We start from the raw sequence: 12,266 nt of genomic DNA, 5'->3' as shown, positions 1-12,266 counted from the left end.
CCTTATTCCAGATTTAGCTGCGTCTTGATGCCTGCTGCGATGGATGCGGCTACCTGGTCCTGAAAAGCTTCTTGGAACATCTGACTCTCTTCCGCGCGGTTGCTTAAAAACCCGATTTCCAGCAATACGGAAGGCATGGTCGTATTACGAATAACATGAAACGCGCTTTTCTTTACTTTGCGGTCGGGAAAGCCGGTTCCCTTGAGCAGAAACGTGTGCATCACTTTAGCGAAATCAGCGCTTTGCTCCGTGTAATAATACGTTTCGGTGCCGCGCACCGTTTCTCCAGTTGTAGAATTGGCGTGAATCGAAACAAACAGATCGGCGTCAGCCTGATTGGCCAGCGAAACCCGTTCAGGCAGCTCCAGAAACGTATCGTCGGAGCGGGTCATCACGACCTGAATTTTTTTCTCCTTCTCCAGCAGCGCCGCTACCTTCTTGCCGATCGCCAGCACCAGCGTCTTCTCGTAGCGTCCCGTTTGCTTCGCCACAGCTCCCGTATCCTGATCACCGTGTCCAGGATCAATAAATACGACATAATTTGTTCGCGAAGGGGCGAGCTTCAGTGAAAATTCACCGGCCTTCTCACCAGGAACCAGGTTAAACTGGGCGGGTTGCGCCAAGTCTACTACTATTCTAACGATAGAATCTTCTTTTGAAAATAGCGAGTACCTGATTTTCGCAATCTTGTCATTGGCGATTTCCAGTGCGCCTTCCGTCGAACCATTCATCCTGTTCGCCAGCGCCGTATCCAGTTGGACGCCAGGAATGTCGACGACAATCCGGTTCGGATTGCTGAGCCGGAACATAGCGGGCTTCACCGCATCCTTGCGCGACGTTTGAATGAGCAGCGACTCTTTGTCCAGCGTAATCGCATACAGCGAGTCAGGAAGCGGCTGCTGGCCCGTCGGGGGCAAGCCTGCTTCTCCGGCTTTCACCGGCGTCCCGGTGCCGCCTGTCGAGCCGCCGACGGGAAGAGCCGCACCCGGATCTTTGCCGGTGGACGGGGATGTCGCGTCCGGCTTGCCGGAAGACCCGCTGCCGTTGCCCGAAGGCTTGTCCGGCGTGTCGCCAGGCTTGCTGCCGTTGTTTGAGGGCTTGTCCGGCATGCTGCCAGATTGGCCGCCAGCCGCTGTCCCCGGCTTGCTTCCGGGTTCTTCTTCCGGCTTGCCGGCTGCCGGCTGATTCGGCTCCGGCTGCTTGCCGTCATCCGGAGCGCTTTCGTCAACCGACTGCTTCTGATGCATAAATACGGACTGAGTCGCGCCTTCCCACTCAACATCGGTATTCAATTGTTCAGCCACAAAGCGCAGCGGCAGCATCGTATTGCCTTCTTTGATAATGGGCGCCGCTTCCAGCTTGTATGCCTTCCCGTTTACGGTGGCAGACGTTTTGTCGATAAACAATTCAATACCGGTGGAACCCTTGGCAATGCTCACCTTGCGCTGCTTGGCATCCCAGCTGACCTTGGAGCCAACCGATTCGGCAATAATCCGGATCGGCACGATAACGTTGCCCTTCACATTAATCGGGGCAACCTCGGGAATTAACTGCTTGCCATTCATGAACAACTGGATCGACGACGTTTCGGCAAAGGCGACCGGAATCAACAACAGCGACAGTAGGAAACATGTGAACCAAGCCGATATGAACCTCATCTCACACCTCAAACCTTAAAAATTTGACAATTTCTATCACTCTATTAGACTTTATTTCGGCCAAAAAGTTGCAGCCTTTGCGATAATTTTTGCCGCCCGCCCACAGCACGACAAAAAAGACAATCCTTCAGGATTGCCTTCCGTCCGCAAGCGGTATGCTTACGCAATTTGCGATTGTTCGAGCCGCGCCAGCAGCTCGCGAAACTGCTCGCCCGACATCACTTCCTCCGTAATCAGCAGCTCCAGCGACTGCTCGAATACAAGCCGGTGACGCTCCAGCAAACCGCGTGTTGCTTCTGTCACCTCTTCCAGAATCGCGGCGTTTTCCCGCATCAGCTCCTGCTTGGTCACCATATTCCGGTCAATGATGCCGAGCCGCGTCAGTCCGGAGTCCATCATCGTCCGCACCATTTGCAGCGCCTGCTCAAAATCGTTGCGCGATCCTGTGCTGCGGCCGCCGTAGAACATTTCCTCGGCCACCGAGCCGCCCAAAGCGACCATCATCTGCTCTTCAATCTGCTTCCGGGTGTACAGATACTGATCAGCCTGCGGATTATGCCGAACGAAGCCAAGCGCCTTGCCGCGCGGGCTAAGCGATACCTGGGACACCGAGCCGGGACGGACGCGTTCCGCAACAATCGCATGTCCAAGCTCATGCAGCGCGACCCGCTCGCGTTCTTCCTTGGTCGCCTCGCGATCCGTCTTCTCGCCAAGCATCACCTTGTCCACCGCAAGCGACAAATGCTGCTGGCTGATCGTGCCGGACTCCTCGCGCATCGCGTAAATCGCCGCTTCATTCAGCACGCTTTCCAGCTGAGCGCCGGAAAACTGAAACGTTTCCTTCGCAATCGCTTCAAGGTTCGCCGTCTCGGCGAGCGGGCGGTTTTTCGCATGCAGGCGCAAAATATGAAGCCGCCCCTTCTTGTCCGGCAGCTCGACGTCAATATGCCGGTCAAACCGGCCCGGACGCAACAGCGCGCTGTCAAGCATCTCCTTGCGGTTCGTGGCTGCAACGATGAGCACGCGCGGACTTTCGCTGGCATGCACACCGTCCATTTCGGTCAGAAGCTGGTTGAGCGTCTGGTCGTATTCGCGGTGCTGTCCGCCGTCGCGTTTGCCCCCGATCACATCAATTTCGTCAATGAAAATAATGGCGCTCTCCTTTTTTTCCTTCAGGGCGCGCGCCTTTGCTTCTTTGAACAAATCACGGATACGGCTTGCCCCGACCCCGACATACATTTCGACAAACTCACTGCCCGCCGCGGCCATAAACACCGAATTCGTATAATGAGCGGCCGCTTTGGCCATCAGCGTTTTACCGGTTCCCGGAGGACCTGTCAGCAAAATCCCCTTGAGCGGGCGAATGCCGAGTCGCTTGATATCCTCATGCCGGATCAAAAAGTCAAGCGCCTCCTGCAGCTCACGCTTCGCCCGGTCCTGTCCTCCGATATCATCAAAGGTCATAAACGTCGGCGTCTTCGCCCGCGCCTTTCGGCCCTGGCTGACCCCCGCCCCGTTGCGGGTCCGATTCATATAGAAGAAAGCGCCCAAAATAACCGTCATAAATACAATCGGAATGATATTAATGCCGACAACATACAGAAATGCGATTACAACCGGCACAGCGCCAAGTAAAATCTCTTTCCCATATTTACTCATTCGGCCACACCCCCACCTTCACCGGCGTTCGTGGCAGCATCAGAAACTTGCTTGCCTGACCGTCGGTCAGTGTAATATATACGAATCGCTCATCCATCTCGGAGCTCGCGCGGATGCCCGAAGCTTGATCAGCCTCCATCCGGGCTTGCAGCGTTGCCGGAATTTGCGCATATTGCTTCGTATCCATCGCCTGGGCCACCTCAAACAAGGCGGACGACCACCACGACTCCAGCTTGGCCGACGGCTCGTTAACAACTTTTAGCTGCAGCTCGCGGCTGCCGATCACTTGACGGCCTTCGCTTTGCACAAGCTGAACAACCTCGCGCAAGCTTTTGTCGGCTTCCAGCTTGATCTGAACTTCAGCCGCATCGGCAGACAGCTTGGTCGATACAAGCTCTACCCCTTCGATCCCGGAGACAGCCTTCTGGAGCGGACTTTCCATCGCGTAGCTTTGATAGGCAAAGTAGCCGCCAAACAACAAGGATGCCGTAATGACCAGACTTAACAAAACGGGCACAGGACGTATGTTCATCTGTATATATTCACCCTTTCCTGAGAAATCAGAGTTGTAATTGCCTGTAAAGTATATCAATAAACTTGTATAGAAAGTATAGCATATGTGATATACGAAATGACAATGTAATGTGTGGCAGCATGTCGATATCCGCCTTTGGACAAGCAAAAAACGCCCCGCTGCGCGAAAACGCAACGGGACGCCTGATTCCGGAGAGCCGGCTATTGAATGGTCAAACGCCATGTGTCGATGAGAGCGCCGTCCGTAAATTGATAATAATCATAAAAGTGCTGTTCCTTCTGTCCTTCCGGCGTATACGTATAAAAAACTTCCCATACCGGCTTATCGGCCTGCAAGCCAGGCGTTATTCGTAAAATGTCCGCTCCGGGCAGTCTGTCTTTTACTTTCCGGGCGGCTGCGTCGCCAGTAATCCCGTTCGCGGCCATCTCGGTTCGAAGCTCGCCATCGCGGCCGACCCAGACGTACAGACCTTGGCCCAGCTTGTTTTCGCCTGTAATGACCGTGTACGCCTTGTCGGCGATAAAGCGTTCCACAACATTTGCCTTGACAAGCGCGGTCTTCTCATAAGCCGTCTGTACGGCAGCCCGCTGCAGCTTCCATTCCTCCCGGGACACGGACTGGTAGATCCAGCTTAACACGAAAACGATCAGGATCAGCGCTGCCGCGGCGGCCAGGCTCCATTTCCATCTTTTGCGCACGGCAGACCGCCTCCTCTGTCTTAAACGCCTGTCAACCGCTCGAAGGCACGCTGTGCCTCAAACTTGATCCGCTCCTCATCGAGCGTCAGGCAGACGTTAGACCGGACAAGCCACTGGCCGTTCACGCAAACGTCGGTAACATCACGGGTGTTAGCTGCGTAAACCACATGCGAAATCAGGTTCGTGCGCGGGAAATAATGCGGCTGATCCATATCAAGCGCAATAAAATCGGCCTTCATGCCTGCCTGCAGCGCCCCGACATCGTCAAGCCAGATGGAACGCGCGCCATCAAGCGTGCCCAAACGCAACGCGTCTGCGGCCGCGACAGCAACCGGATCGCCGCTGACTCCCTTGTGAAGCATCGCCGCCAGCCGGATTTCCTCCAGCATATCGAGATTGTTGTTGCTGGCCGGACCGTCCGTACCCAACGAAACAAGCACGCCTGCCTTCAGCAGCTCAGGAACCCGGGCAACGCCGCTGGCCAGCTTCAGGTTGCTGCCAGGGTTATGGGAAACCCGCACATCGTATTTTTTCAGAAGAGCAATCTCGTCATCGGTCAAATGAACGCCATGCGCCACCAGCGTCGGTCTGGCGAAGACGCCCAGCTTCTCCAGATGCTCGACAGGCCGCAGGCCGTATTGATCGACATTGTCCTGTACCTCGCGAGCCGTTTCCGACATATGAATGTGAATCGGCAGCTGAAGCTCCTCAGACGCCTGCACAATCCGCTCTATGTAGTCAGGCGGGCATGTGTAAGGGGCATGCGGCGAAAGCATCGTCGTAATCCGTCCGTCCGCTTGTCCGTTCCACTCACGGGCAAACCGGACAGCCTCCGCCAGCTTCGCATCCTGCTCCTCGCGCGAGCACAAGCCGATGACGCCGCGCGTCAGAACAGCCCGGATTCCGCTTTCCTCAACCGCCTTCGCAACCTCGTTCATATGATCATACATATCAACAAACGTCGTTGTGCCGCCCTTCACCATCTCCAGAATCGACAAGCGTGTTCCTGCAGCTACATCAGCAGCTGTAAATTTTGCTTCCATCGGCCACATTTTTTCCTGCAGCCACAGCTGCAGCGCCATATCGTCGCCGTAACCCCGCAGCAGCGACATCGCCGTATGGCCATGTGTATTAACGAAGCCTGGCAAAAACAGCTTGCCTCTTCCTTCTACAACTTCATCAAATTGCTCATCCTCGGGTGGAGCGCCCTCTGTAATGCGAAGAATGCGGTCGCCCTCAATGACCATATGTCCCTGGAAGCATGGACGAGCTTCGTCCAGCGTAATAAATGTGCCGTTTACAATCAGCGTTTTTTTCACGTTATCTATTCCTCTCCATTATATATAGACGTCCGCGGAAGCCATGCTACAAGTCCCGTTTCCAATGTACAATTTCACCGTCTAGAAATCAAGCTTCCCGTCCGGACCGGACCTGGAGGCTACATAATACGCGCCCGGATGACATAAACTAAGTTTGCCGAAACTATCATTGCATTCCGGCATTCGAGTGTGTTATTTTTAATTTTGTGTGAATTTACTCCTTTTTTCTACATAATTCTACTCGTATTATTAAGATTTTGTAAATTAAAGATAACAATAGGAGGCGAAAGCCATGCTTTTTACCAAAAAAAATGATACTGACTTTTTGCTGCTGCTCATTAAGGCTTCAGAAAACATGCTTCTGGCGGCGCAAACCTTCCGTTCAGCGATGATGGGCTCCGAGCCGCCCGCGACCTTTTATCCGCAGCTTCGCGACCTGGAGCATAACGGAGATCAACTCACACACCAGATCTTCAAGGGCTTGAACAAAGTGTTTATTACTCCGATCGAGCGCGAGGATATTATGGAGCTGGCCTCCAAAGTAGACGACGTGCTGGACGGCATCGAAGCTTCCATTGCAAGATTTGATTACTTAAACATTACCTTCACGGATCGTTATATGAAGGAATTTTCTGCTGTGCTCGTAGCGAGCTGTCAGCATATTCTTGATGCGATGATTTTGCTGTCCAAGAAAAAATATATGCAATTGACTGAGCATACCGTGCAAATCAACAGCCTGGAAAACGAAGCAGACCGGCTGATGCGGGAAGGCATTCGCGAAATTTTCACAAATCCGAAGGAGCCTTATCACGATTTCAAGCTGAAGGAGCTGTACGAGCGTCTGGAGCAAACGACCGATGCCTGTGAAGACGTAGCCAATATTCTGGAAAGCGTTGTGCTGCGATATTCGTAAGCCGCTGTCCGTTCGATCAGCTTGCGGAATTCGCATGGTATGACTTAGGAGGAAAACATGTTAACCACCTTGATAATCGTCGTTGCTCTAGCGCTTATATTTGACTTCATAAACGGGTTTCACGATACGGCGAATGCAATCGCCACGTCCATTTCGACCAAAGCACTGTCTCCGCGCTTCGCCATTTTGTATGCGGCCGTCCTGAACTTTGTCGGCGCAATTTACTCCTCCGAGGTAGCCAAAACCGTCGGCGGCAGCGTGGCAGATCCGGCCAAAATCGAAAACGGCATTTACATTGTTATTGCAGCGCTTATATCAGCCATATTCTGGAACCTGCTCACCTGGTATTACGGCATTCCTTCTTCCTCCTCCCATACGCTGATCGGCTCGCTCGCAGGCGCCGTCATCGCGGGCGCAGGCGTTGACGCGTTGAACTGGTCCGGCTTCTGGAATATTATTCTCATCCTGATCCTGTCGCCGATCATTGCGTTTGCTTCCGGCTTTTTGATCATGTGGATCATCAAACGGGTGATCATTGCCAGCGGCAATCAATCACGTTCCAAGCTAAACCGGACCTTCCGTCTGTTTCAAATTGTGTCCGCCGGCTTGCTTTCATTTTCCCACGGGGGCAATGACGCTCAGAAGGCAATGGGCATTATCGTCTTCGCACTCGTAACCCTGGACATTCAGCAGACGCTGGATGTACCGCTGTGGGTCAAGCTGTCGGCCGCGACTGCGATGGGACTTGGCACTTCGATCGGCGGCTGGAAAATTATCAAGACGATGAGCCGCAAGCTGCTCAAAATCGAACCGATCAACGGCTTCGCTTCCGACTTGAACTCGTCGATCATCATTCAGACGTCCACGCATATGGGGATGCCGCTGTCGACCACGCAAGTCATTTCATCGTCGATTATCGGTACGGGTTCGGTGCTTCGCTTCCACGATGTCAAGTGGGCCACCGTAACGAAGATGGTGCTGACCTGGTTTATTACGGTGCCGATCAGCATGGTGCTGGCGTTTATTACGTTCAAAATCCTGCTCGCGTTTATCTAAGCCGCTTCATACTCCTTGTCTGGGACTGTCTCAAACGAGTAAGCCTGGGGGAATGAATCAATGAATCGCACATTATGCAAGGAGCCTTCAAGCCACTATAAACGTGGAATGAAGGCTCCTTTTCAATTATTCCAAATAATAAGCGAGGCTTTGCAGCTCAGTCGTGAAGTCCGCATGGTGAACGCGAATTTCAGCTGGAACCTTGATGATCACCGGGGCGAAATTCAAGATCGCCTCAACCCCGGCTTCCACAAATTGATTGGCGACCTGCTGCGCCTCGACAGCCGGTACGGTAATAATGCCGATTCTGACGCTAAGCGCACGAATAGTGGAAACGAGCTCCTCCATCGGCTTCACCTTCAGCTGATTGATGGATTCGCCCACTTTGCCGGCATGCAGGTCAAATACCGCAACAATCTTCATATTATCTTTCAAATAAGCGTTATAATTGCACAAAGCGCGGCCAAGATTACCAGCTCCAACCAAGGCGACAGGGATCAATTTATCGAGCTTGAGAATTTGGCGAATTTTCTCGATCAAATAATCAACATCATACCCGATGCCCTTCTTGCCGAATTCGCCGAAATAAGCAAGATCCTTGCGAATTTGCGCCGGATTCAGGTCCAGCTTTTGACCAAGATCCTGCGAGGATACCGTTGATATATTTTTTTTGCTCAGCTCCGTCAGGAAACGTAAGTAAATGGGCAGCCGCCGCACAACTGCCTCGGAAATTTTTATCGTTTTCATGCTTGCTTCTCCTCCATCCACTGCTTGATACGCGGAACCAATTGACTCGCATTCATATGCTCGATCTTCGGACCCGGCAGCGAATACAGGAAGTACTTGCCATAGTTCGTGTCGATGACGCGGGTATCGTAAATAATGACGATACCTTTATCCGATGCCGTACGCACAAGCCGGCCGAACCCCTGCTTAAACCGGATCACCGCCTGCGGAACGGACAGCTTCATAAACGAGTTCAAATTTTTCTGCTTGAGCTTCTCGGTTTTCGCTTCCACAACCGGGTGCGTCGGCGGCTGGAAGGGCAGCCTCACAATCGCCAACGCCGTTAAGGCGTCCCCCGGGATATCAACCCCTTCCCAGAAGCTGCTTGTGCCAAGCAATACGCAGGCCGGACTGCTCTGAAACATCCGGGTCAGCTTGCTGCGGTTGCTGCTGTCAACGCCTTGACCAAGCACCTCGACGCCAAAGGAAGCGAGCATGTCCTTCAATCCGGCATGCACCGCCCGAAGCATCCGATTCGACGTAAACAGCACGAGCATACGTCCCTTCGTTTCCAGGGCGACCTCGGCAAGCGAAGGAATCAATGCTTCCACGTACTCCTTCTCACCGCCAAGTCCGCTGCGCAGTGTCGGAAAATCACGCGGTATGGCAACAAGCGCCTGCTCCCGGTAATTAAACGGCGAAGGCAGCTGGATCGTTTTCAACGAGCTGTCCGACTCCGAAGCACGCAGCCCCAGCTGTTCGCAGGTGTAATCAAACGACTTCCCGACCGACAGCGTAGCCGAGGTCAAAATCACGCTGTCCTTCGGCTCGAAAAACTGCTGGCGCAGCATCGCGCTGACATCAATCGGCACCGCGTTAAGCTGCAGGGAACGGCTTTTACCAAATTGACCGCCCTCCAGCCAATACACATAATTATCGTCAGGCATCGTCATAAAGATATGCAAATCTTCCTTATGCCGTTGCAGCTCCTTCACAGTACCTGCGAGATCAGTAACCTGACTCTGCACCTCAAATTCATCCTGGGCTTCCTTTAGATCGCCCAGCAGCTTCTCCAGCCGCTTGAGCGCTTCTGCCGCATGCAGCTGCAAATTTTCCTCCAACAGCTCCAGCTTATCCCAACCGCCGGGTAATGTTGCTTTTTTCAAGCGGAGCACGGATGAATTGCCGTCTGCCTGGGTGGATTCCCCGCCGCGCGCCGACAACAGCAGCTGGAACAGCAGCTCGTTCAGCTGGTCCCAGTCCTCCTTCAGATGGACCAGATGCTCCACAGCACGGTCGATCTCTGCGCTCCAATTGGCCACACGGGGGTCCTCGGCCGCTTTCTGCAGCTTGAAGCGCAGTCCGGACAGCTGCCCGGACCTGCTGTCCTTATACAGCCGCTGCAGCGTATTCAGCAAAGTATGATAGTGCAGCTCAATCCCGAGATGCTTGCTCGCCACTTCCTCAAAATGATGCGCTTCATCAATCACCAGATGCTTGTAGGCAGGCAGCAGCCGGTTGTCGGCTTTCATATCGGTAAACAGCAGCGAATGATTCGTAATGATCACATCCGCCGTATTCGCCTGATGCCGGGCGCGGTGATAAAAGCACTTTTTAAACCACGGACAAGCTCTGTTCAGACACGAATCGGTATCGCTTTCCACCGTATGCCAGAACAGCTTGCCTTTATTCGTAAACATCAGCTCTTCCTGATCGCCATGCTTCGTCTCGCCAAGCCATACAAGCATTTGCCCGGCTGTGACCCGATCATCCTTGCCCGGTTCAAAATCAAGCGTATTCAGCTTGTGCTCGAACTTTCTCAGGCACAGGTAATGACGCCGCCCCTTCAACACCGCTGCGCGAAATGAAACCGGGAACAAATCATGCAGCAGCGGAATGTCGCGCTCGCGCAGCTGCTCCTGCAAATTGATCGTATGGGTGCTGACGACCATTTTCTTATCATGCTTCAGTCCGTAATACAGAGACGGAATCAGGTAAGCAAGCGATTTCCCCGTTCCTGTACCCGCTTCCACCATCAGATGCTTGCCGGCTTCAAAGGCGCTTTCCACCTCGCTCAGCATCGTAACCTGCGCTTCCCGCTCCTCGTACGTCTCAAACCGCGTTTTCAATGTTTCCCGCAGCGCATCGTAAAACCGGTCGAAGGTAGGCTCCATCGCAAGCAGCTCCTGCGCATCACGTGTGTCCTCCTCGTCTCCCCAATCCCGCACATTTAAGGCGAATTGGCGGAAATAACGGTCAGCCTCAGGGTCCATCGGCTGATGCAGCTCGCGGTACACAAGCGCTTCGTGAAGAAGCCAGCCCAAATCATGGGGCGAATCGGCAAATATCAGATCCAGTCGCTGCAGCGTCAGCAGCGGCAGCGACTGCAGCCGCTCCAGGCAGGCAAGCCAGATCAGCGCCGTCACCTCGGCATCGCTGTCAGCCTGATGGGGGCGCTCATGTTCGATGCCGAACGACTGGCACACCATGGTAAGCTGCAAGCTCGACAAGCCCGGATACAAAATCCGGAGCAGGTCCATCGTATCCAGCATCCGTCCGTCAAACGGATAGTAGCCATTTTCATCCAGCGCCCGCTGCAGAAACGCCAGATCAAAGCCGACATTATGACCGACCAGCGCCGCGTCCTGCAGCAATGGCATCATTTCTCCCATTATTATGTCAATACTTGGAGCAGCTTGAACCATCGCGTCATCAATGCCGGTAAGCGAGGTAATCGCAGCAGGTATAGCCATTCCCGGATTGACGAGCGACGTGTACCTGTCGGTGATCTGCATATCGTCTATAATGAAAAGTCCGACCTGAATAATTCGGTCTGTCGTCGAACTTCCGGTTGTCTCAAAGTCCAAAACCGCAAATTTCATTGGTGCCGCGTTCAATCCCTTCCTGACCCTCTTCTCCCTAGCATACCATATTGCGCCGGAAAGGAATAGCCGCCAAGCCAGACAAGCCGCTGCAGAGAAACTCTACAGCGGCGCTTCAACAGCTCTTGCAGGAATGAATGTAAAGTTTAATCCGCCCTTGTCCACCTGGCAAAAGCCAAGCTCCAGCAGCGGCTCGACGCTGGCCGGATCGGTTCCGTAAGCAAGCGTGAACAGCTCGCAAGCCTTATCCAAATTATTGCGCTGCGCCTGAATGCAGCCCATCGCGTTCAATGCAATGGCCTTGAGCTGTTTGTTGTCCGTCAGCTGCGACAAAAAATGAAAGTGGGCGTAGCTGTCCTCCTGCTGTCCACGGTGCAGGCAGGACATCGCCAAATAAATGCGGGCCAGCGTAAATTCCGGCTGCCGATGCAGCAGCTCGGCGAACTGAGCCGCCGCCTCCTCATACATATGCAGCTTATAATAGCCCTGCGCTTTGACAAATTGATCGGATCGCTTCTCCGCCAGCTCGGTCAGCTCCGCCTGCGGCGGCGCTCCAGCCTCCGGCAAGGTCATGATGCCCGTCGCACGCAGCGTCTGGCCGAGCTTCTCTTCAAACAGCAGCCAATCCTCGATGCAGGCGTCGCTCATCGCTTTCAGCGAATGGAGCTTGTCTGCCAGCAGCTTGCGCTGTACGCCGGACGAGGACGGATAAGCTGCCAGCACTTCATCAAGCATATCATTCATCGAGGCAAACAGATGCTTGAACATACGCACATCCCACCTTTGCTCGCTTGGTATGAGGTATCTTCATTGTGCGTCG

Annotated in this window: 10 protein-coding genes; 2 read left to right on the top strand and 8 right to left on the bottom strand. The window is 53.7% G+C overall.

Features of this window, described 5'->3' with window-relative positions:
- Positions 1 to 2: 2 nt before the first annotated feature.
- From AC6ROY_RS08790 to AC6ROY_RS08770, 5 genes are all read right to left on the bottom strand, one after another.
- Positions 3 to 1,658 (bottom strand): N-acetylmuramoyl-L-alanine amidase family protein, encoded by a 1,656-nt coding sequence (locus AC6ROY_RS08790; RefSeq protein WP_500099849.1) that lies wholly within the window; start codon positions 1,656 to 1,658, stop codon positions 3 to 5.
- Between the two features lie 159 nt (positions 1,659 to 1,817).
- Complete coding sequence (locus tag AC6ROY_RS08785; RefSeq protein ID WP_500099847.1) at positions 1,818 to 3,317, bottom strand: AAA family ATPase; 1,500 nt, start codon at positions 3,315 to 3,317, stop codon at positions 1,818 to 1,820.
- Positions 3,310 to 3,849 (bottom strand): hypothetical protein, encoded by a 540-nt coding sequence (locus AC6ROY_RS08780; protein ID WP_500099846.1) that lies wholly within the window; start codon positions 3,847 to 3,849, stop codon positions 3,310 to 3,312. Before AC6ROY_RS08780 ends, AC6ROY_RS08785 begins: the two co-directional genes overlap by 8 nt.
- Positions 3,850 to 4,052: 203 nt before the next feature.
- Entirely contained in the window at positions 4,053 to 4,550 is a 498-nt protein-coding gene (locus tag AC6ROY_RS08775) for a cell wall elongation regulator TseB-like domain-containing protein (RefSeq protein WP_500099845.1), read from the bottom strand.
- A gap of 20 nt (positions 4,551 to 4,570) precedes the next feature.
- Entirely contained in the window at positions 4,571 to 5,869 is a 1,299-nt protein-coding gene (locus tag AC6ROY_RS08770) for an amidohydrolase (protein ID WP_500099844.1), read from the bottom strand.
- A 292-nt stretch (positions 5,870 to 6,161) separates the two neighbouring features.
- Between AC6ROY_RS08770 and AC6ROY_RS08765 the strand changes: the two genes are divergently transcribed.
- Together AC6ROY_RS08765 and AC6ROY_RS08760 are read left to right on the top strand one after the other, a co-directional pair.
- The gene (locus AC6ROY_RS08765; protein WP_500099843.1) at positions 6,162 to 6,782 is read left to right on the top strand and encodes a DUF47 domain-containing protein; all 621 of its coding nucleotides are present in this window, start codon (positions 6,162 to 6,164) and stop codon (positions 6,780 to 6,782) included.
- A gap of 57 nt (positions 6,783 to 6,839) precedes the next feature.
- Positions 6,840 to 7,838 carry an inorganic phosphate transporter gene (locus tag AC6ROY_RS08760; protein ID WP_500099842.1) on the top strand — a complete coding sequence of 333 codons (999 nt, stop codon included), beginning with the start codon at positions 6,840 to 6,842 and terminating at the stop codon, positions 7,836 to 7,838.
- Between the two features lie 126 nt (positions 7,839 to 7,964).
- Here the strand turns inward: AC6ROY_RS08760 and AC6ROY_RS08755 are convergent, their stop codons facing one another.
- From AC6ROY_RS08755 to AC6ROY_RS08745, 3 genes are all read right to left on the bottom strand, one after another.
- On the bottom strand, positions 7,965 to 8,585 hold the full coding sequence (locus AC6ROY_RS08755) for a redox-sensing transcriptional repressor Rex (RefSeq protein ID WP_500099841.1): 621 nt from the start codon (positions 8,583 to 8,585) through the stop codon (positions 7,965 to 7,967).
- Complete coding sequence (gene dinG / locus AC6ROY_RS08750) at positions 8,582 to 11,446, bottom strand: ATP-dependent DNA helicase DinG (RefSeq protein WP_500099895.1); 2,865 nt, start codon at positions 11,444 to 11,446, stop codon at positions 8,582 to 8,584. Before dinG ends, AC6ROY_RS08755 begins: the two co-directional genes overlap by 4 nt.
- 102 nt (positions 11,447 to 11,548) lie before the next feature.
- Positions 11,549 to 12,214: a tetratricopeptide repeat protein gene (locus tag AC6ROY_RS08745; RefSeq protein ID WP_500099840.1), complete on the bottom strand. Its 666-nt coding sequence runs from the start codon at positions 12,212 to 12,214 to the stop codon at positions 11,549 to 11,551.
- Positions 12,215 to 12,266: the final 52 nt, after the last annotated feature.

It is taken from the genome of Paenibacillus sp. sg306046, from assembly GCF_059821225.1.
Note: the sequence above shows the minus strand (reverse complement) of the source record. Positions and strands in the feature narration are given on the sequence as shown.